17 protein-coding genes and 2 pseudogenes are annotated in these 20,474 nt (G+C 72.3%); 10 read left to right on the top strand and 9 right to left on the bottom strand.

The window, feature by feature from the left end:
- Positions 1-10 precede the first annotated feature (10 nt).
- The 3 genes from AB0K52_RS10810 to AB0K52_RS10800 are packed head-to-tail and all read right to left on the bottom strand — an operon-like array spanning position 11 to position 6,085.
- Complete coding sequence (locus AB0K52_RS10810; RefSeq protein WP_363529330.1) at positions 11-3,187, bottom strand: error-prone DNA polymerase; 3,177 nt, start codon at positions 3,185-3,187, stop codon at positions 11-13.
- Complete coding sequence (locus AB0K52_RS10805) at positions 3,180-4,565, bottom strand: DNA polymerase Y family protein (protein ID WP_363529327.1); 1,386 nt, start codon at positions 4,563-4,565, stop codon at positions 3,180-3,182. Before AB0K52_RS10805 ends, AB0K52_RS10810 begins: the two co-directional genes overlap by 8 nt.
- The gene (locus tag AB0K52_RS10800; RefSeq protein ID WP_363529324.1) at positions 4,562-6,085 is read right to left on the bottom strand and encodes a hypothetical protein; all 1,524 of its coding nucleotides are present in this window, start codon (positions 6,083-6,085) and stop codon (positions 4,562-4,564) included. Before AB0K52_RS10800 ends, AB0K52_RS10805 begins: the two co-directional genes overlap by 4 nt.
- Positions 6,086-6,590: 505 nt before the next feature.
- Here AB0K52_RS10800 and helR point away from each other — a divergent pair.
- The gene (helR, locus tag AB0K52_RS10795; protein WP_363529321.1) at positions 6,591-8,792 is read left to right on the top strand and encodes an RNA polymerase recycling motor ATPase HelR; all 2,202 of its coding nucleotides are present in this window, start codon (positions 6,591-6,593) and stop codon (positions 8,790-8,792) included.
- Between the two features lie 54 nt (positions 8,793-8,846).
- Here the strand turns inward: helR and AB0K52_RS10790 are convergent, their stop codons facing one another.
- From AB0K52_RS10790 to AB0K52_RS10780, 3 genes and pseudogenes are all read right to left on the bottom strand, one after another.
- Complete coding sequence (locus AB0K52_RS10790) at positions 8,847-9,605, bottom strand: SDR family oxidoreductase (protein ID WP_363529318.1); 759 nt, start codon at positions 9,603-9,605, stop codon at positions 8,847-8,849.
- A pseudogene (locus AB0K52_RS10785) lies at positions 9,602-9,826 on the bottom strand (hypothetical protein); the annotation flags it as partial. The gene AB0K52_RS10790 and the pseudogene AB0K52_RS10785, both read right to left, overlap by 4 nt.
- On the bottom strand, positions 9,766-9,966 hold the full coding sequence (locus AB0K52_RS10780; protein ID WP_363529566.1) for a hypothetical protein: 201 nt from the start codon (positions 9,964-9,966) through the stop codon (positions 9,766-9,768). The pseudogene AB0K52_RS10785 and the gene AB0K52_RS10780, both read right to left, overlap by 61 nt.
- Between AB0K52_RS10780 and AB0K52_RS10775 the strand changes: the two are divergent.
- The 5 genes and pseudogenes from AB0K52_RS10775 to AB0K52_RS10755 all read left to right on the top strand — a co-directional run.
- Positions 9,910-10,182: pseudogene (locus AB0K52_RS10775) on the top strand (helix-turn-helix domain-containing protein); the annotation flags it as partial. The gene AB0K52_RS10780 and the pseudogene AB0K52_RS10775 sit on opposite strands and share 57 nt — an antisense overlap.
- The gene (locus tag AB0K52_RS10770; protein ID WP_363529316.1) at positions 10,179-11,549 is read left to right on the top strand and encodes a GH1 family beta-glucosidase; all 1,371 of its coding nucleotides are present in this window, start codon (positions 10,179-10,181) and stop codon (positions 11,547-11,549) included. The pseudogene AB0K52_RS10775 and the gene AB0K52_RS10770, both read left to right, overlap by 4 nt.
- Positions 11,546-12,820 carry an MFS transporter gene (locus tag AB0K52_RS10765; RefSeq protein ID WP_363529314.1) on the top strand — a complete coding sequence of 425 codons (1,275 nt, stop codon included), beginning with the start codon at positions 11,546-11,548 and terminating at the stop codon, positions 12,818-12,820. The genes AB0K52_RS10770 and AB0K52_RS10765 overlap by 4 nt, the downstream gene beginning before the upstream one ends.
- Before the next feature lie 40 nt (positions 12,821-12,860).
- Complete coding sequence (locus tag AB0K52_RS10760) at positions 12,861-13,523, top strand: hypothetical protein (RefSeq protein ID WP_363529311.1); 663 nt, start codon at positions 12,861-12,863, stop codon at positions 13,521-13,523.
- A complete protein-coding gene (locus AB0K52_RS10755; protein ID WP_363529551.1) occupies positions 13,414-14,280 on the top strand; it encodes an ATP-grasp domain-containing protein in 867 nt (288 codons plus the stop codon). The genes AB0K52_RS10760 and AB0K52_RS10755 overlap by 110 nt, the downstream gene beginning before the upstream one ends.
- On the opposite strand, the gene AB0K52_RS10750 is transcribed toward AB0K52_RS10755, so the two are convergent.
- Entirely contained in the window at positions 14,261-14,707 is a 447-nt protein-coding gene (locus AB0K52_RS10750; protein WP_363529309.1) for a nuclear transport factor 2 family protein, read from the bottom strand. The genes AB0K52_RS10755 and AB0K52_RS10750 overlap by 20 nt on opposite strands.
- 122 nt (positions 14,708-14,829) lie before the next feature.
- On the opposite strand from AB0K52_RS10750, the gene AB0K52_RS10745 reads away from it, so the two are divergent.
- Positions 14,830-15,369 (top strand): TetR family transcriptional regulator, encoded by a 540-nt coding sequence (locus AB0K52_RS10745; protein ID WP_363529306.1) that lies wholly within the window; start codon positions 14,830-14,832, stop codon positions 15,367-15,369.
- 42 nt (positions 15,370-15,411) lie between these two features.
- Here AB0K52_RS10745 and AB0K52_RS10740 read toward each other — a convergent pair whose 3' ends face one another.
- Both AB0K52_RS10740 and AB0K52_RS10735 read right to left on the bottom strand, forming a co-directional pair.
- The gene (locus tag AB0K52_RS10740) at positions 15,412-15,756 is read right to left on the bottom strand and encodes a lactococcin 972 family bacteriocin (RefSeq protein WP_363529304.1); all 345 of its coding nucleotides are present in this window, start codon (positions 15,754-15,756) and stop codon (positions 15,412-15,414) included.
- A 159-nt stretch (positions 15,757-15,915) separates the two neighbouring features.
- Complete coding sequence (locus AB0K52_RS10735; protein ID WP_363529301.1) at positions 15,916-16,872, bottom strand: GlxA family transcriptional regulator; 957 nt, start codon at positions 16,870-16,872, stop codon at positions 15,916-15,918.
- Positions 16,873-17,003: 131 nt separating this feature from the next.
- Between AB0K52_RS10735 and AB0K52_RS10730 the strand changes: the two genes are divergently transcribed.
- From AB0K52_RS10730 to AB0K52_RS10720, 3 genes are all read left to right on the top strand, one after another.
- A complete protein-coding gene (locus tag AB0K52_RS10730) occupies positions 17,004-17,591 on the top strand; it encodes a hypothetical protein (protein ID WP_363529298.1) in 588 nt (195 codons plus the stop codon).
- 129 nt (positions 17,592-17,720) lie between these two features.
- On the top strand, positions 17,721-18,584 hold the full coding sequence (locus AB0K52_RS10725) for a twin-arginine translocation signal domain-containing protein (protein ID WP_363529295.1): 864 nt from the start codon (positions 17,721-17,723) through the stop codon (positions 18,582-18,584).
- A gap of 176 nt (positions 18,585-18,760) precedes the next feature.
- Positions 18,761-20,257 (top strand): pectinesterase family protein, encoded by a 1,497-nt coding sequence (locus tag AB0K52_RS10720; protein ID WP_363529292.1) that lies wholly within the window; start codon positions 18,761-18,763, stop codon positions 20,255-20,257.
- The last annotated feature ends 217 nt before the right edge of the window (positions 20,258-20,474 follow it).

Below are 20,474 nucleotides of genomic sequence, written 5' to 3'. Positions count from 1 at the left end.
GCGGCGGTAGTCATCGGAAGTCCCGCGACGGCGCGCTCGGACTGCTGAGGTCCAGGAGCGTCAGCTTGTCCGCCACGATCATCGGCATCACGTGATCGCCCACCGCGTCGTGCGGCTTCTCCACCGCGCCCCGCACCACCAGCGCCCGCGCCACCGACGCCACGCTCTGCCAGCGCTTCCAGAGCCCTTGCGAGCACACGATGTTCGCGATCCCCGTCTCGTCCTCCAAGCTCAGGAACGTGACGCCCTTCGCCGTCGAGGGGCGCTGGCGGTGCGTGATGATCCCGGCGACCTCGATCCGCGAGCCGTCCTCGGCGTACGGGAGCCGGGCGGCGGTCAGGACCCCGGCGGCGTCGAGCCCGGCGCGCACCAGCTCCATCGGGTGGGTCTGGACCGAGAGCCCCAGGCCGGTGTAGTCGGCGCGGGCGAGCTCGGCCCCGCTCATGCCGGGCAGGGTGGGCGGCGGCGCGGCCGGTCCCGTGCCGGGGATGGTGTCCGGCCGCTCGTCCACGGTCCCGGCCGTCCACAGTGCCTTCCGGCGGTCCGGTTCGAGACTCTCGAGGGCGCCGGCGACGGCGAGCTTCTCCATGCGCTCCTTGCCTATCCCGGCCCGGCGGGCGAGATCGGCGAGGCTCTGGAACGGGCCGCCTTCGGCGCGTGCGGCCGTGATGCGCAGCGCGGCCGGCTCGCCGAGGCCTTTGACGTTGTCCAGGCCGAGGCGCAGGTCCGCCTCGCCTATGAGCGGCGGCTTCACGGGCCGCCCGGTGGGGACGAGGGAGGCGACGGGCTCGCTGGCGTTGACGTCGGGGGCGAGCACGGTGAGGCCGTGGCGCTGGGCGTCGGCGACGAGGGAGGCGGGGGAGTAGAAGCCCATGGGCTGGCTCGCGAGGAGCCCGGCGTAGAACGCGGCGGGGTAGTGGCATTTGATCCAGGCCGAGGAGTAGACGAGGAACGCGAAGCTCGCGGCGTGCGATTCGGGGAAGCCGAAGTCGGCGAAGGAGCGCAGCTGCTCGTAGAGGCGGTCGGCGTCGGCGCCGGTGATGCCGCGCTCGGCCATGCCGGAGTAGAGGCGTTCGCGCAGCTCCTCCATGCGCTCCTCGGACCGCTTGGCGCCCATGGCCCTGCGGAGCTTGTCGGCCTCGCCGGCGTCGAAGCCTGCGGCGTCGATGGCGATGCGCATCAGCTGCTCCTGGAACAGCGGCACACCGTAGGTGCGCTCCAGGGACTTGTGCAGGATCTCGGGGACGAGGTGGCGCCAGGGTTCGCCGTGGCGGCGGCGCAGGTAGGGGTGGACGGCGCCGCCCTGGATGGGCCCGGGGCGGATGAGCGCGACCTCGGCGACGAGGTCGTGGAAGTGCCTGGGGCGCAGGCGGGGCAGGGTCGCCATCTGGGCGCGGGACTCGACCTGGAAGACGCCGACGGTGTCGGCCCGGCAGAGCATGTCGTAGACGTCCGTGTCGTCGGGCGGCAGCCGCCAGAGGTCGACGCGGTCGCCGTGGAAGCCGAGGACGAGGTCGGCCATGCGGTGCAGGGCCTCGAGCATGCCCAGGCCCAGGAGGTCGAACTTGACGAGCCCGGCGTCGGCGCAGTCCTCTTTGTCCCATTGCAGGACGGTGCGGTCCTTCATGCGGGCGGGCTCGACCGGGACGATCTCGCTGACCGGCTGCTCGGTGAGGACCATGCCGCCGGGGTGGATGCCCAGGTGCTGCGGCATGTCGGCGAAGTCGGCGGCGAGGGAGCGCACGTCGTCGGGGATGCCCTCGGCTTCGGCGGGGTCGATGCCGCCCCAGCGGTGGAGGCGCTTGGACCACGCGAGGGCCTGGTCGTGGCCGTACCCGAGGGCCTTGGCGGCGTCGCGGACCGCCGAGCGGGGACGGTAGGTGACCACGTTGGCCACCAGGGCGGCCCGGTCCCGGCCGTACTTCTCGTAGACGTACTGGATGACCTCCTCGCGGCGGCCGGACTCGATGTCGAGGTCGATGTCGGGCGGGCCGTCGCGCTCGGCGGAGAGGAACCGCTCGAACAGCAGCCCGAACGACACCGGGTCCACGTTGGTGACGCCGAGGGCGTAGCAGACGGCGCTGTTCGCGGCCGATCCCCTGCCCTGGCAGTAGATGTTCCGGTCGCGGCAGAAGTCGACGATGTCGGCGACGATGAGGAAGTAGCCGCTGAACCCCAGCTGCCCGATGACCCGCAGCTCGTGCCGGATCTGCTCCCAGGCCTTGGGCGAGCGCTCGGGCGGCCCGTACCGCTCGGTCCCGCCCTTCTCGGTGAGGGTCTCGAGGTAGGCGTCGTCGTCGAGCCCGGCGGGGACGGGGAAGTGCGGCAGGCGCGGGGCGAGCAGCTTGAGGGGGAAGGCGCATTCGGCGGCGATGCGCACCGATTCGGCCACGGCCTCGGGGAAGTCGGCGAAGCGCTGGGCCATCTCGGCGCCGCTGCGCAGGTGCGCGCCGGCGTTCGCGGGCAGGTACGGGTCGGTCGCATCGAGGGTGCTGCGGGCGCGGACGGCGGCGAGCGCGGCGGCGGTGCGGGCGCGGGCCGGGGCCGCGTAGTGGACGTTGTTGGTGGCCACGACGGGCAGGTCGAAGCGGCGGGCGAGGCGCGCGAGGGTTTCGATCCGCTCGGTGTCGCCGGGCAGGTCGTGGCAGGTGAGCTCGACGGCGAGGTGTTCGGGCCCGAACGCGTCGGCGAGTTCGCGCAGCGCCGCCTCGGCGGCGTCGAGGCCGCCCGAGCCCTTGCGGGAGTCCAAGGCCGCGTTGAGGAAGCCCTTGCGGCAGCCGGTGAGGACCTGCCAGCCGCCGTCGGCGTGGGCGCCGAGCTCATCGAGCCGGTACCGGGGCAGGTCCTTCTCGCCGCCGGCGAGTTTGGCGGCGGTGATGGCGCGCGAGAGGGCGCGGTAGCCGTCGGGGTCGCGGGCGAGGACGACGAGGTGGCGTCCGCCCGGGTCGACCTGGCCGCGGCGGGACCGCGCCAGGTCGAGGTTGAGTTCGGCCCCGAAGACCGTGGGGAGGCCGAACCCGCTTGCGGCCTTGTCGAACTGCGGGGCCGCGTACAGGCCGTCGTGGTCGGTGATCGCGAGCCCGGCGAGGCCGAGCCGGGCGGCTTCGGCGGCGAGCGCGGCGGGGGCGTCCGCGCCGTCGGCGAAGGAGTAGTGCGAGTGGCAGTGCAGCTCGGCGTAGTCAGTCATACCAGCCCACCGCCTTCCATTGCCCGCCTTCGCAGACGAGGAGGGCGGCGCGGCCGTCGGCGAGCTCGACCTGGAGGCGCGCGTAGCGGCGGGCGGCCGGGCTCCACCAGCGTTCGGACACCGGCCACGGCCCGGCCCAGGCGGTGATCGGGAACTGCTTGCCGCCCAAGGCGATGCGGGCCGGGGCGGCGGAGAGGTCGCCGCGGGCGAGGGCCTGGACGGGGGCGCCGGTCGCGTCGAGGACGGCGACGGCGTCGTCGGTGCCGATGAGGGTGGGCAGCGGATCGGGCAGCGACCCGGGCCACGGCCCGGAGGGCGGCGGCGGGGCGTGCTCGACTTCCCAAGCGGCGGCGCCGAAACGCTCGGGGAGGTCGCGGCCGTCGGTGGCGGCGGCGATCTGCACGGCGTCGGGTCCGAAGCGGCTCTGGGCGTGCCGCAGGGCGGCCTCGGCCTTCACGTCGCGGGCGCCCTTGTCGCCCCACAGGCCGCGCCCGGCCGCGACGAGGCCGATGAGCCCGCCGGGGGCGAGTTCGAGGACGGTGACGGCGTGCGCGGTCTCGTCGGCCGTCTCGCTCGCGGTGCCGGTGGCGAGCCAGCCTTCGAGCTGCCAGCGGACGCGGCGGGCGAGCTCGGCGGCGCTGATGGCGGGGTCGAGCTGCCAGGTGCGGCGGCGCTCCATGCCGCTGCCGGTGCGGGCGGTGATGGTGACGCGGGTGCAGGCGAGATTGCGTTCGTCCAGCGCGGTCAGCAGGCGTTCGGCGAGGGGCCGGGCGGCGAAGACGGCCTGTTCGACGGTGGCGTAGGGGGTCTCGGGGGTGTCGGTCGCGGTCAGCTCGGGCGCGGCGGGGCGGGGGACGAGCGGGCGGGCGAGCTGCCCGGAGGCGAGCAGCTGGGCGCGGCGCGCGGCGGCGCCGAACCGCTCGGCGACGGCTTGGCCGGGGAGGTCGCGGAAGGCGCCGAGCGTGTCGATGCCCAAGTGCCGCAGGGTCTCGCAGGTCTCGGCGTCGATGAGGCCGGTGGCCTGGAGGTCGCGGATGTCGCGGCGGGCGAGGAACGCGGCGTCGCGTCCGGCGGGGACGATCCGGCCTTCGCGAGCGGCGAGCACGGCGGCGAAGAGGCCGTCGGCGACCCCGGTCAGGCAGTCCTGGTCGACCAGGCCGGAGACGGTGTCGATGAGCGTCTCGCAGAACGCGGCCTCATCCCCGGCCCCGCGCCGCAACGGCACGGCGACGACCCCGGGCTCGAGCACTTCGACATAGGGGGTGAGCAGGTCGAGCGCATCGAGCACGGGCTCGAACGCGGCCGCATCCTCGGCGTCCCAGTCCACGAGCCGCATCACGAGCACCCGCCCGCCGGCCCGCCGCACCCGCACACTCACGACCGATCGCCCCCGCCCGAACGAATGGGAACGACCGAGACGCCACGACGCCGCTGCGACGCCCCGTCGGTCTCAACGGCGGTCCCGCGGTCCACGGCCGCCCCGCGCCCGGGGCGGAGCGCGCCGCCCGACTCAGGAGTGGCGGATTGGGCGGGTACCTCACGCCCGCTCGGGCCGCCGCCCGTTCGATGCGGTGCGCCGTTCGCTTCGGCGCCTTGGCGGTCGGCGAAGGCCTCCCGATCGGCCCGGCTAGCGGGGCGGTCGGCGCCGCGAAGCCTGGTGCCTCCCCGTTCGGGAGCATCGCGAACCGCTGGGCCGCCCGTTCGATGCGGTGCACCGTTCGCTTCGGCGGTGGTGCGGGCCGTGCCGGCACGATCGGCGAAGCGCTCGCGCCGAGCGCCGCCCGCTCGGCCCGGTGCGCTGTTCGGCTCGGCTGCTTGGCGGTCCGTGAAGGCCCCCCTATCGCGGCCGGCGGGGTGGTCGGCGCGAGTAGCGCCCCGCTCGGCGGGCGCATCGCGAGCTGCCGCCTCACGACGCCCGCGCGGAGCATCGCCAGCCTGGCGCGGTGCGCTGCTCGCTTCGGCCGATTGGCGGTCCTCGAAGCCGACCCTATCGGGACGGCTCGCGCGCGCGGCGGCTTCGCGTCCACGACTGCCGGCCGTTCGCTTCGGCGTGCGGTTGGCTTCGACCGCCTGCCGGTCCATTGCGGAGCGCTGCCGGAGGTCGATGACGTTCTCGGGGACGGCTTCCGCCGCTTCCGCCTCGCCGCCGTAGGGCCAGATGCGGGCCTCGTGGACGCCCCCGGACCGCCAGTGGGCGGCGACCTCGAGCTCGCAGGCGTCGAGGCGTCCGGCTCCCCAGCGGCGTCCGGCGTTGGGGCGCAAACCCTTCCATCGGGCGCGGGCGACTTCGAGGCGGGCGTCGGCGCCGACCACGGGCCGGGTCTCCCACCAGATGATCGCGGTGCCGCTCTTGCGTGCCCGTGCGGCCAGCCGCCGCACCTGCGTCGGGGTGAGGCCTTCGCTCGGGACCACGACCGCCGCCACGCCCTCGGCGAGCGTGCCCGCCGCCTCGACCACGAGCGGTCCCGGGTCGACCAGCGCCACCCGTCCCAGATCCACCCCGGCGGCCGTCGCCGCCAGCGGGTACACCCGGGGCATCCCGACCAGCGCGCACCAGGCCCCGGCCCTGGTCGGACCGGCCAGCAGCCGCCACAGCAGCGAGGTCGCCCCGCGCCGCGAGGCCATGATTGCGGTCACAGTCGCGAGTCCGCCGTGGGGGAGGAGCGCGGAAATGTCGGGGGTGACGGGCAGGATGGCCTTCGCCGGCTGGATCGACCCGGGAGCGGCGCCCGGGAGCGGCGCGGCCTCCGGTTCCGGAGCGCGGCGCGGTTCTGCGCTCAGCGGCCCGCCCGCGAGGCGGGCCTCGCGCCCGGCCTTCGCTTCGGCTGCGGGGCGCAGCTCTGCGGCGGTGCGCAGGCCGAGCTCAGCGGCCAGCGCGGCCGCGACGGATGTCGCCACCAGTTCCCCCGTGTCTTGTCGAACATGTGTATCAAGATCAACATACCGAACTGCGGGCAGCGCGCAACCTCAAACAGGTGTTTGATAAATCTCTTGGCGTAGACCCACAGGTCACATGGCACGGAATGGCCACGAAACGGCGTTCGGCGATGAACGGGCCCAACCCGGCCACCGCGCTCGCCGCGCGAGGAAGCGCCCGAACGGCGCGGGGCTCGGAGACCGTTTCGGCGGATCGCCCCCGCTGAGCGGCGTCCGGGAGGACCGACCACGCCTCCGGCGCTCCCGGAGCGGGGCGCGGCCGTTCCGGCTGGTCGGAACCCGGAAACGCGAAAGGGAAGGGGCCTGCGCCTCTTCCCACTCCAGAATATAACCCGGGGGTTCCGAAACCAGGTGCACCGGGGTGCGTTTTCGCAGTTCAGTGTGGTTCACAATCGTATTTCACGCCAGCACTCGCAACGCCGAGGGGACCGGAATGCACACGCCGCCGATCGAAGGGGCCGCAGTAGTGAACCAGACCCGCACCTCCACCTCCGCCGCCCGCACCAGCGCCTTCCGACTGCCCGACCGACTCGCCGCGAAGGCCGACCCGCGGCTCATCGCCGACGACGAGCGGCACTTCGCCGCCATCGAAGCCAGCCTCGAGCAGTCGATCGCCGAGATCGGCGAGCGCCTCGCCGCCGCCCGCAGAGCACCCGGCGGCACGGGGCGGTTCGAGGGCCAGGCCGCCGCCGACCGGGACCGGGAGATCCACCGGCTCACCGGCCGCCTGGGCACCCTCCGCCGCTTCGGCATGGACCTGTGCCTGGGCCGGACCGTGGCCGCCGACGGCGAGACCGTCTACATCGGCCGCCTCGGGCTCACCGCCGCCGACGGCCGCCGCCTGCTGCTCGACTGGCGCTCGCCCGCCGCCGAGCCGTTCTTCGGCGCGACCCACGCCGACCCGATGGGCCTCGCCAGCCGCCGCCGCTACCGCTGGACCCGCGGCCGCATCAGCGACTACTGGGAGGAGGTGTTCACCCTCGACGGCCTCGAAGGCCATGCGGCCCTTGACGACCAGTCCGCGTTCATCGCCAGCCTCAGCACCAGCCGCTCCGAGCGGATGCGGGACGTCCTGGGCACCATCCAGGCCGACCAGGACGCGATCATCCGGGCCGGATCGAGCGGCACGCTCGTGGTCGACGGCGGCCCCGGCACCGGAAAGACCGTCGTCGCCCTCCACCGCGCCGCCTACCTGCTCTACTCCGACCCGCGCGTGGGCCACCACAAGGGCGGGGTCCTCGTCGTCGGCCCGCACCAGCCGTACCTGGCCTACGTCGCCGACGTCCTGCCCAGCCTCGGCGAGGAGGGCGTGCAGACCTGCACGGTCCGCGACCTCCAGCCCGAGGGCGCGACCGCCCCTGAGGAGGCGGACCCCGATGTCGCCGCATTGAAGTCCGGCATGGAACTGCTAGGGGCGATCGAGCCGGCGGTGCGCCGCTACGAGCGCCCGCCCGCCTCAGGGACGACCGTCGAGACCCACTGGGGCGAGGTGCGCATCAGCGCCGACGACTGGGCCGACGCGTTCGACGCGGCGGGCCTCGGCACGCCCCACAACGAAGCGCGCGAAGCGATCTGGGACGAACTGGTCACGATCGTCGCCGAGAAGCTCGACGAGGAGGAGATCGACGAGGGCCTGCTGCGGCAGTCCCTCGCCCGCAACCGGGACCTGGTGCGCGCCTTCGACAAGGCCTGGCCCGTCATCGAACCCGCCGACCTCGTCACAGCATTGTGGGCGGTCCCCGACTTCCTGGGCATGTGCGCGCCCTGGCTCGACGAGGACCAGGTCTCCCTGCTCCACCGCGCCGACGGCGCGCCCTGGACCGCGTCCGACCTGCCGTTCCTCGACGCCGCGCGGTTCCGGCTCGGCGACCCCGAGGCGTCCCGCGACGCCCGCCGCCGCGAGGCCGAGATCGCCGCCGAGCGCGTGGTCATCGACAGGGTCGTGGAGGACATCCTCGAAGCCGGGGACGGCAATGTGGAGGAGATGATCCTGCTCAAGGGCGCCGACCTCCAGGACGCCCTGGTCCACTACGAGGACTTCGAGACCGCCGACCCGGACCTGCTCGCCGGTCCGTTCGCGCACGTCATCGTCGACGAGGCCCAGGAGCTGACCGACGCCGAATGGCAGATGCTGCTGCGCCGCTGCCCCTCCCGCAGCTTCACGATCGTCGGCGACCGAGCCCAGGCCCGGCACGGCTTCACCGAGTCGTGGAGCGAGCGCCTGCACCGCGTCGGCCTCGACCGCGCCCGCCTCGCGTCGCTGAGCATCAACTACCGCACGCCCGAAGAGGTCATGGCCGAGGCCGAGCAGGTCATCCGGGGCGCGCTTCCGGACGCGAACGTGCCGACCTCGGTGCGCAGCAGCGGCGTCCCCGTCCAGCACGGATCCACTGAGGACCTCGAAGCGATCCTCGGCGCCTGGCTGGCCGCGCACGACGACGGCACCGCCTGCGTCATCGGCGCTCCCGGTTTCGAGCCCACCGCCCGGATCCGCTCGCTCACCCCGGAGCTCTCGAAGGGGCTCGAGTTCGACCTGGTCGTCCTCGTGGACCCGCAGGCGTTCGGCGAGGGCATCGAAGGCGCGGTGGACCGGTACGTGGCGATGACCCGCGCGACCCAGAAGCTCGTGATCCTCACGAGCGATTCGATCGCAAGGCCCGCCGCCTAGGGGAAGGACCGGCCGCGCGGCGATCCCGCGCGGCCGGTCCACTTGCGCCGCAAGCTAATCGATGGTGTGTCCGCCGTTGACCGTGAGGCGCTGGCCGGTCACGAAGGCCGCGGCGTCAGAGACCAGATAGGACACCGCAGCGGCGATGTCGCCCGGCACCCCGATGCGGCCCAGCGGCAGGTCCGCGAGATACCCGGCCAGGTCGGCCTCGCCGAGCTCGCCGTGCCGCTCGACCGGGATCCAGCCCGGCGCGACCAGGTTCACGGTGATCCCGTCCGGGCCGAGCTCCCGCGCCCACGAACGGGTCAGGCCCCACTGCGCGCCCTTCGCCGCCACGTACGCCGACCAGCCCGCCAGCGCCCGCTCGAACATGTCGGAGCCGATCTGCACCACCCGGCCGCCCCCGGCCGCGCGCATGTCCGGCAGGAACGCCTTGAGCAGCAGGGTGGGGCTCTTCACGAAGAACTCGAGCTGCGCGAGGTGGTCGTTCCATTCGAGGTCGTCGATCGCGACTTCCGGCTGCGGCCCGGTCGCGTTGGCCACCAGCACCGTCACCGGCCCCAGCTCGGCGCGCACCCGCTCGGCGAGCGCCGCGACCGCGGCCTCGTCGGTGACGTCCCCGCCGAAGGCCGCCGCGGTCCCTCCCGCCGCCTCGATGTCCGCGACGACCCGCTCCGCCCCCTCGCGGCTCGAACCGTAGTTGACCGCGACGGCGAACCCGTCGGCGGCCAGGCGGCGGGCGATGACCGCCCCGAGGCCGCGCGAAGCGCCGGAGACGAAGGCGACGGGGGCGTTCTGACCGGGACCGGTCATGGGGATCCTCCAGGGAGTCGGATGGTCGGGAGCGGTACCACCCTAGACCAGCCGCGCGGCGGTCCCGCGCGGCCGGCCGGTCCCGGCCGCTCCCGCTTCTCGAACCCGAACTCGTGCTTGAGGAACGAGGTCCGGTACTCGTGCCCCGGGCATGGCGGGGTCAACCGCGCGGCCTGGAACCGCCGCCAGCCGTCGCCCAGCGCTTGGGTGCCGGAGTCGTACCGCCGAGTTCGATCTCGGCTTCGTAGTCGTGCAGGTGGATCTGCCACAGGGCGGGCAGGAGGAACTTCGGCTCCGCACCGCCACCGGCACCACCGTGGTCGCGCATGTGCGCCGCCGCCGCCTCGAACGCGCCCGGCACCTGCTCCTGGAGTCGACGCTGTCGATCCCGGCGGTCGCGGCGGCGGGGGACATCGCCGACCTCCAGGCGTTCAACAAGGCCTGCCGCCGCGAGCTCGGCCGCCTCGGCCCTGCGCGAGGCGGCCGGAAAACTCTGAGCCCGCGAGGGGTTACCGGCGGGTCACACCACTGGTATGTTTCCAAAAGTTACTCACGTCACGCCCGGAGGTGCCCGTGACCGCAACGCCGCGTCTGCCCGACTTCGCTTGGGGGGTGGCCACATCAGCCTTCCAGATCGAAGGCGCCACGGCCGAGGACGGACGCGGACCGTCCGTCTGGGACACCTATGCGGGCACGCCGGGGAAGATCCGCGACGGCCACACCGCCGACACCGCCTGCGACCACTACCACCGCTACCCCGAGGACATCGCCCTCATGCGCGACCTCGGCATCGACGTCTACCGCTTCTCCATCAGCTGGCCGCGCGTGCGGCCCGGCGGCACGGGCGCGGTCAACGACGCCGGGCTCGACTTCTACGAACGCCTCGTCGACGGGCTCTTGGACGCCGGGATCACCCCGCTGGCGACCCTCTACCACTGGGATCTGCCGCAGCCGCTCGAGGACGCCGGCGGCTGGCTCGACCGCGACACCGCCCACCGCTTCGCCGAGTACGCCGCGATCTGCGCCGAGCGCCTCGGCGACCGCGTGCGGCATTGGATAACCCTCAACGAGCCCTTCGAGCACATGGCCCTCGGCTACGCGCTCGGCCAGCACGCGCCCGGCCACCTCCTCCTGCTCGACGCGCTTCCCGCCGCCCACCACCAGCTCCTCGGCCACGGCCTCGCCACGAGCGCCCTGCGCGCGGCGGGCGCGCCGTTCGTCATGCTCACGAACAGCTACACGCCCGCAGTCCCGTTCAGCGGCAACGAGAACGACCTTGCCGCCGCCGCGGCCTACGACCTCATCCACCGCCGCCTGTTCACCGACCCCGTGCTGGTCGGCCGGTACCCGGACTTCTCGGCCCTCGGCCTCGGCGCGCTCCCGTTCCTCAAGGACGGCGACCTCGAGGCCATCGCGCAGCCCCTCGACGGCCTCGGCGTCAACTACTACAACCCGACCCGCCTCACCGCGGCCCCGCCGGAATCGCCGCTGCCCTTCGACATCGTCGAGTTCGACGATGTGAAGACCACCGACTTCGACTGGCCCGTCATCCCCTCCGGCCTCACGCAGACCCTTGTGGAGCTCACCGAGGACTACGGCGACGCGTTGCCGCCCCTGTGGATCACCGAGAACGGCTGCTCCTACAGCGTCCCGCCCGCCGCGGACGGCACCATCCCCGACCAGGACCGCATCGACTACCTCGCGGCGCACGTGGAAGCCCTCGACGCCGCGACCGCGCAAGGCGTCGACGTGCGCGGCTACCTCGTGTGGAGCCTCCTCGACAACTTCGAATGGGCCGAGGGCTACCACCAGCGCTTCGGACTGGTGCATGTGGACCCCGAGACGCAGGACCGCACCCCTAAGGCGTCCTTCGACTGGTACCGGAGACACATCGAGGAGCGCCGCGGAGCGACGCAGAGGCAGAGCGAGAGCCGCCGCCCGTGACCACCGCCCCCGAAGCCCCTCCTCCCGCAGCCCTCGCCCAACCCGAACGGAACGTCGGCAAAGCCTGGATCGGCGGCATCACCACCGCCATGCTCGGTCTCTACATGGCCTTCTTCACCCCGATCCAGATCCTCCTGCCGCTCCAGCTCGCCGAGATCGACGAAGACGGCAAGGTCGCCGCGTTCGGCCTCGTCACCGGCGTCGGCGCACTCGTCGCCGTCGTCGCCAACCCCCTCGCCGGGGCGCTCTCCGACCGCACCGCGGGCCGCTTCGGCCGCCGCCACCCCTGGACCGTCGGCGGCATCGCCGTCGGCGCCGCCGGGCTCTACCTCCTCGGCCTCCAGACCACCGTCATCGGCGTGCTCCTGTGCTGGTGCCTCGCCCAGGCCGCCCTCAACGCGGGGTACGCCAGCCTCAACGCGGGCATCCCCGACCACGTGCCCGTCCGCCAGCGCGCCGTCGTCTCCGGCTGGATCGGCTTCCCGCAGGCCCTCGGCCTCGTCGTCGGCGCGGTCGTCGTCACCATGCTCGTGACCGACATCCCGACCGGCTACCTCGTGATCGGCCTGGCCGCCTTGGTGATGGCGCTCCCGTTCGCGCTGTCCACTCCGGACCCGCCACTGCCGCGCGCCGCGCGCCCGCCCTTCGACCGGCGCGCCCTCCTCGCCATGTTCTGGGTGTCGCCGCGCGCCCACCCCGACTTCGCGTGGGCGTGGTTCACCCGCTTCCTCGTCATGCTCGGCAACGCCACCGGCACGCTCTACCTGCTGTACTTCCTCGAGGACGCCGTGCGCTACGAGGAGCGGTTCCCCGGGCACAGCGCCGACGAGGGCGTCCTCATCCTCACGCTGCTCTACACCGGCGGGGTCATCGCCACCGCCGTCGCGGGCGGCGTGCTCTCGGACCGGATCGGCCGCCGCAAACCCCTCGTGGTCGCCTCCTCTGCGATCATCGCCGCCGCCGCGCTGATCCTGGCGTTCTGGCACACCTGGCCCGCCGCCATCGCCGCCGCCGCGATCATGGGCGCGGGCTTCGGCGTCTACCTCTCGGTCGACCAAGCGCTCATCACCCAGGTCCTCCCGGCCGCCACCGACCGCGCCAAAGACCTCGGCATCATCAACATCGCCTCCACCGCACCGCAAGTCCTCGGCCCGGCCCTCGCCGCCCCGATCGTGGCAGGGCTCGGCGGCTACTCCGCGCTCTACGCGGTGAGCGCCGCGGTCACCCTCCTCGGCGGCATCCTGGTCTGGCCCATCAAATCCGTGCGCTGACACCAATCGGGCTGTCGGTACCCGGTGCCAGAATCGGCACATGGGGCGAGTGCTGCTGGACGAGATGATCGAGACCGACTACGGACTGTTCGAACTGTGCTGGGGCGACTACGGTTTCGACGGCGATCTCGAACGGAACTTCGCCGGTCAGGTCAACGGCTTGGCCGGAGCCGCTTCAGGCCTAGGGTTGTTCGTCCATCTCGCCGGGCGGTCCGGGGGCTCGCCCGTGCGCATCGTCTTGGCGTCCGATCCTTCTCCGGCTGATGTCGAATCGTGGGAGGACATCGTCGAGGTCTCCATCGCAATTCCACCTGGCGCTGAGGTGGTGTGGTGTACCTTTGCGGGCGGCGACGGCGGTGACCTCGACCTTCCTTGCGGGACCTACCGGGTGCGCGTCAGCGCCTACGGGCGCGATGCCGCCCATCAGGGCGAGTACGCGGAGGGCGGAGTGGACCGCTACCTGCTGGAGCTGTGGCCGGCCCCGGTCCGACCCGACGCGATCATCAAGAGCACCAGCGCCGATGCCGACTACTGGCACCGCGAAGTGGGAAGTCGTCGCAGCGGGCTTTTAGTATTCGGGCATGCCCGCCACGATGCTCTACTGTGCCGACATGCTCCGGCCGCGCCGTCCCGACGAGCACTATGCGGCCGAGGCGGCGCTGGCCGCCGGGCTCGGTGCGGCGGTCGCGCTCGTCGACCATGAGGCGTTGGCGCGCGGTGCGATCGCCCAGGCGGTCGCCCGGATCCCTGCCGGACTGGGCGCGGCCTGGTACCGCGGTTGGATGGCGACCGGCGGGCAGTACGCCGCCCTGTACGGCGCGCTCGCCGAGCGCGGCGTCGAGCTCGTGACGGGGCCGGAGCGGTACCGGGCGGCGCATGAACTGCCCGGCTGGTACGGCGCGTTCGCGGGGCTGACCCCGGCCACACGCTGGCTTTCCCTGCAGCCCAACGAGATCCCGAGCGTTGAGGAGCTGGCGGTGGTGGCGGGGGAGTTGGCGGGTGGACCGGGGATGGTGAAGGACTTCGTGAAGTCGCGCAAGGGCGAGCCGGAAGCGTTCTACGTGGCCGACCTCGCGGATGTCGCGGCGCTGCGCGCGACCGCTGCCTGTTTCATCGAGCGCCAAGGCTCAGACCTGGCCGGCGGACTCGTGGTGCGGGCGTTCGAAGACTTCGTCGGCTCGGGCGGTCGTGCTGCCGAGGCGCGGGTGTGGTGGGTCCGAGGCGAGCCGGTGGTCATCGGCCCGCACCCTGACCGGCCGGACACCGTCGTCGAACCCGACCTGAGCGGGGTCGCGGAAGCCGTTGCGGCCCTGGGGTGCCCGTTCGTCACCACCGATCTCGCGCAGCGCGCCGACGGCGTGTGGCGGGTGGTCGAGGCGGGCGACGGGCAGGTGAGCGACTTCCCGCGGGGCGTCGATCCGGAGCCGCTGCTGCGTGCGCTTATCGCGGCGAGCGGCTGAGGTCTTCAGGTGGCAGGCTCAGGGCTCGGCTGATGGCCGGGAGGTCCTGGTATTCGCGCCAGAGGACGATCTTTCCGTCGCGGACGCGCAGGACGGCGATGAAGGCCGCGGAGCCGGAAAGGCCGGTGGTGGTGACCGTGCCGGTGAGTTCGTATTCGACGACGAGGACCTCGGGGTCGGCGGTCGCGAGTGTGGACAGTTCGCGGAAGGCTTCGAAGCGGAACGGGAGCGGGCGGCTCGCGTAGAACTCGAGCCATTCCGTGCGGCCTTCGAAGCGGCGGGCTCCCGGCGGGGAGAACGGGGTTTCGACGACGATGTCGTCGGCCAGGAGTTCGGCGGGGAGCAGGGTCGGGCCGTCTTCGCGGAGGACGGCCTGCTGCATCTGCCGGTAGATCTCGAGCGGCGTGGCCGCGGTCGTACTGGGCATGGTGGTGCCTCCGAGAGTAAACTGAGTGTGACTCGACTTCCGAATATAATGAGTGCGACTCACTTTGGCAAGGGGGATCTCGAATGAACCGGGACAGCGTGGGGCCCAAGGACGGGCGACCCGTGCGCGCTGACGCCCAGCGCAACCGCGCGCGCATCCTCGAAGCGGCCGAAGCGGTCTTCGCTGAGCAGGGCGCGTCCGCCGCCACCGATGCCGTCGCCGCCCGCGCCGGGGTCGCGATCGGTACGGTCTTCCGCCACTTCCCGACCAAGCCCGACCTGCTCAAAGCCGTGGTGATGAACTTGCTCGACCGGCTCATCGGCAAGGCCGAGGCGATGGTCCGCGACCGGGACCCGAACGCGCTGTTCGGGTTCGGCGCCCTCATCATGGAGGCCGCCGCCTCGCAGCGGGCGATCTTCGCGCGCCTCGCCGAGACCGGGGTGCAAGTGCGCGTCGCCGATGCGCTGGAGCGGCTGCGGCCCTCGGTCGACGTCCTGCTCGAGCGGGCTCGTGACGGTGGTGTCGTCAGGGAGGACCTGCGGTCCGACGAGCTCATCGCGCTGCTCGCCGCCCTCTGCCAGGAAGCCGTCGCCGCCGAATGGGACGAGGCGCTGCGCCGCCGCGCCCTCGACCTGCTCTTCGACGGCCTGCGGCGAGCGTGAAGGGGCGCCGCCCCCGCAGGCGACGCCCCTGGCCGACCGGACTCAGGCGTCCGGGTTGTACTTCGTATAGCAGGTGTGCCCGGAACCGGCTTGGGCCGTGGCCTTGGACCACTGGCCGGGGCCGGCGACGCCGCGCTGGGTGTCGTCGCCGATGATCGCGGTGGAGCTGTGGAAGTTCGTCGGGTGGTAGTAGTTCGAGATGCACTTCGACGACCACCAGTGATCGCCCGAGGCGGTGCCCTGGCACCAGGTGCCGCCGCCGATGTCCTGGCAGGTCACGGACTCGGCGTCCATGCCGGGCGAGGCCTGCACCGAGGTCGCCGGAGCGACGGCGAGCACGGCCGCGGCCCCGAAGGCGAGCAGGATGTTGCGTTTCGTGCGCCGCATAGCGCACCCTCCTTGCATCTGAAGTGGATGGCACCGATTCGACTGCGCCGGTTCGTGTCCGGGATCGGTGCCGGTGGGCCGCAGTGGCACACGCCCCAGAAAGTATCACTTACAGTGACGAGATGCTCGCGTTCAGTGAAGCTGTCCGGTGTCCGACAGTCAGGCGGCCGTCCTGCGGTACTGCGACGGCGTGGTGCCGTACTCGCGGGCGAACGCCTGCCGCAGCGCCTCGGCGGAGGCGAACCCGCAGCGGCTCGCCACCCGCGCCACCGGCAGGTCCGTCGTGGAGAGCAGCTGCGCGGCCGCCGTCACGCGCGCCTGCCTGACGTACCGGCCCGGCGTCTGGTGCAGATGCAGGCGGAACAGGCGGGTCAGGTGCCGCGGGCTCACCCGCGCGACCCCCGCCAGCGCCTCCGTGGACAGATCGCCGTCGAGCGCCTCGCCCACATGGTCGGTGACCTTGCGGACCAGGTCGTGGTCGACCGCGGGCGCGGCGGTGAACATGCTCATCTGCGCCTGGTTCCCGGGCCGGTGCAAGTAGGTGACCATCGCCCGCGAGACCCAGCGGGCCATGTCCGGCCCGTAGTCCGCCTCGATGAACGACAGCGCGAGGTCGAGCGCGCTCGTCACCCCCGCCGCGGTGTAGACGTTCCCGTCCCGGATCCAGATCGGGCGCGGGTCCACTTCGACGCCCGCGTACTGCTCGGCGAGGCGCTCGGCGAAGTGCCAGTGGGTGGTCGCCCGCTTCCCGTCGAGCAGCCCCGCCGCCGCGAGGACGCTCGCGCCGGTGCACAGGGACGCGATGCGCTCGCTCTCGCGGGCGAGGCGCCGCACATGCCCCACCAGCCGCTCATCGTGGGCCGCGCCCTCGTGCCCGAGCCCGCCCGAGACCACGAGCGTCCCTATCGGACCGCGCAGGCGTTCGAGCGCCGCCTGTCCGTTGAGGACCAGCCCTGACGAGCAGGTGATCGGCCGCCCGCCCGGGGTGGCGAGCACGAGGTCGTAGCCGAGCGCCGCGTCGATCACCCGGACCGAGTCCAGTGTGGTCGTGACGCAGGCGATGTCGAGGAGTTCGGCGTCGTCGTACCCGACGACGACCACGCGATGCGGTGCCATGCCCTCCAGCCTAGGTCTGAAAGACCTGGATGCCAAGATTTCGGACCTGCCTGGTCCGGAACGTTGAACTCCTCGGGGGATCGGGGGATGGTTGACCCAACGGATACCCCCTCTAGGTATGGAGACCAGCCATGACGACCACGACCACCGAAACCCTGCCCCGCTCGGGGAACCCGCTCCGGGCCGCCCTGCGGCGCTGGCCGACCGCGGCCGGCATCGCGATGGCCGCCTTCGTGGCCTGGGGCGTGACCTCCGGGGCCGACATCGCGCCGGTGCTCACCGCCTCCGGGTTCGTCTACATCGGCGCCGCGGCCTTCCAGCGCCGCGGCGCGGCCTGGCCGGTGTTCTTCCTGTCCTTCGCCGTGATCGCCGCCGCCGGGTTCACCGCCTACGAAGCGGACTTCGCCGTCTGGGGCCTCATCGGCATCGCCGTCCTGCTCGCGGCCTACGGCCTCGTGCGCGGCGCGGCCCGCCCGGCGGAAGGCCTGCCGCTGCAGAGCCTCGCGATGCTCGGCTTCGGCGCGGTCGCCGTGGCGGTGCTCCTCGTCGGCGGCGACCTCGGGCTCTACCTGGTGGCGGCCGGCCTGCTCGGCCACGCGGCCTGGGACGTGTGGCACCACCGCACCGAGCGGGTCGTCTCCCGGTCGCTGGCCGAGTTCTGCGTCGTCCTCGACACCCTGGTGGCCGCGGCGATGATCGTCGTCGCGATCGCGAACTGACCGCGTTGGAAACCGTGGATCGCTGTTGACATCCGTGCGCCCATTGCGCACCATATATTGAATATGTTCGATGTGACCGCATTGCTCCGGGCGGTCGCATCGGCGCGCGACGACGCGAAGGCGGTCAGCATGACGAACCCACCGCAACCCGGCAGCTCCCGACGCACGGCCCTCAAGCGGATCGCGGCCACCGCCGCTGCCGCCGTCACCGCACCGCTCATCGGCGGCGTGGACCCCGCCCGGGCCGCCGACGCCGCGGCCCGGCAGATCGGCACCGCCGCATGGGAGACCCTCATCGACGGCAACTCCTTCGCGAGCCGGGCCGCCCTCGAATCCGAATGGAACTACCTGTACCCCTGGGGTGCCGACCACAACGGCACCGCCCGGATGTACGCGTCCTCGACGGACGCCAACCACTGCTTCATCTCGCCCGCGGGCGTCCTCAACCTCAAGGCCACGCGCATCACCTGGAACGAGGGCAACAGCAGCAAGGACCCCTACCTGCCCATCCGCTACCACTCGGCGGCCATCCACGCCAAGAACCAGGTCCTCGTCAACGACCGGTACCCGAACTGGGAGATCCGCGGCGAGTTCCAGGCCCCCTCGGCGCCCGGCACCTGGCCGGCGTTCTGGATCACCGGCGCCGCCTCCTGGCCGCCCGAGAGCGACATCCTCGAGTACAAGGGCGACAACCGCAACTGGTTCAACACCTACGACGGCGCCTGGGACAACACGCTCGTCACCGTCGCCTCGCCCGGCAGCTGGCACGAGTACCGGATCTGGATGACCAAGACCTCCGCCGCCGACGTCCAGATCCACTACTACCTCGACGACGTCTGGAAGGCCGCCCACACCGGCTCCAACTTCGTCGGCAAGCCGATGAACATCATCATCAACCTCCAGATGGAGGGCTCCTCGGGTGCCAACGGCCCCACCGGCGACACCTACTACAAGGCGCGCAACGTCTACGTCGGACGCACCAACAACGGCTGACCCGCAACCGGAAAGGACCCGGCTCCTGCGGCCGGGTCCAGTTCCCGTCCATTCGCGGGGTTGGCTTTGGGAAGCGATTGCCCTAAGCTTTACATTGACACACATCAATGCCCGGTTCGCTGAGGAACCACCCGGCATGTCTCAGCGACCGGCTCTCCCCTGGAGACGACATGCCAATGAACCTCCGAGTCCCCCCGCGCCGCGGGCGGACGGCGGCCGTCCTCGCCGCCGTGCTGGGCGCGGTGATCGCCGCCGCCGGGACCTTCTTCATCACCGGCACGGCGCAAGCGGTGACCACCGGCGTCTGGTACCACATCGAGTCGCGCCATTCGGGGCTCGTGCTGGGCATCCGCGCGGCCTCGACCGCCGGCGGCGCCGAGGTCGTCCAGTGGTCGAGCAACGGCTCCTACGACCAGCAGTTCCGCTTCATCGACGCCGGCGGCGGCTACTACAAGATCCAAGTGCGCCACTCGAACCAGGTCCTGGACGTCGAAGGCGCGAGCAGCGCCGACGGCGCGAAGATCCAGCAGTGGGGCGACGCCGGCAGCGCCAACCAGCAGTGGCGCGTCACCGAATCGGGCGGCTACGCCACCATCGTCAACCGCGCCTCCGGCAAAGCCCTCGACGTCTGGGAGTGGTCCACCACCGCCGGCGGCCGCATCTCCCAGTACGCCGCCACCGGCGCCGCCAACCAGCAATGGAAACTCGACCCCGCCGAAGGCGACGTCGACGCCGACTACGTGGTGGCCCTCGACGGCTCCGGCACCCACACCACGGTGCAGGCGGCGGTGAACGCCGCGCCCTCCGGCTCGACCATCCTCATCAAGAAGGGCACCTACAAGGGCAACGTGACCGTGCCGTCCTCGAAGACCGGCATCACCTTCCTCGGCGCCACCGGGAACGCGGCCGACGTCGTCATCCACGACAACCGCTGCGCCGCCTGCGACAACGGCTCCGGCGGCACGTGGGGGACCAGCGGCAGCGCCAGCGTCCTCCTGCAGGGCGCGAACTTCACCGCCGAGGACCTGACCTTCGCCAACACCTACGACGAGGCGGCCAACGGGCAGAGCCAGGCCGTCGCCGTCAAGGTCCAGGGCGACCGGATGGTCTTCGACAACGTGCGATTCCTCGGCAACCAGGACACGCTGCTCACCGACTCGCCCTCGGCGTCCACGGTGTCGCGGCAGTACTACCGCGACTGCTACGTCGAAGGCGACGTCGACTTCATCTTCGGGCGCGGCACCGCCGTGTTCGACGGATGCACCATCCACTCGCTCACGCGCGGCTCCAGCACCAACAACGGCTACATCGCCGCGCCCAGCACCGAGATCACCAACTCGTACGGGCTGCTGTTCTACCAGTGCACCCTGACCAGCAACGCGCCCAGCAACTCCGTGTACCTCGGCCGGCCCTGGCCCGCCGGCGGCTCGACCACCGCGCGCGGCCAGGTCCTCTACCGCCAGACCGTCATGGGCGCGCACATCCGCACGGCCGAACCGTGGTCGGACATGTCCGGTCTCGCCTGGGAGGACGCCCGCCTGCGCGAGTACCAGAACACCGGGCCGGGCGCGACCGTGAACGCCAACCGCCCGCAGATGTCCTCGGGCGACGCCGCCAACTACGAACCCGCGGACTACCTGCGCGGCAGCGACGGCTGGAACCCGATCCGCTAGACGCACCCACCGCCGCCGGGCGCCCCCGCCCGGCGGCCCTCCCTCCACCGGTTACCGGCAGGTTCGCCACCGCCCCGACGCGACCGGTGGTTGTCTGGACGCACCGCCGGGGGGGGCGGGGGGGGGCCCCCCCCCGCACACCGGCGGACGACCAGAAAAGCCCGCCGCCGGAAACCCACCCAAAAACCCCGTGAACCACCCATAGTAACCTCAAAAC

It is taken from the genome of Glycomyces sp. NPDC049804, from assembly GCF_040674615.1.
In the GTDB taxonomy this organism is placed as follows: Bacteria; Actinomycetota; Actinomycetes; order Mycobacteriales; family Micromonosporaceae; genus Glycomyces; species Glycomyces niveus.
The sequence above is the reverse complement of the archived record's forward strand: the minus strand, read 5'-3'. Positions and strand labels throughout refer to the sequence as shown.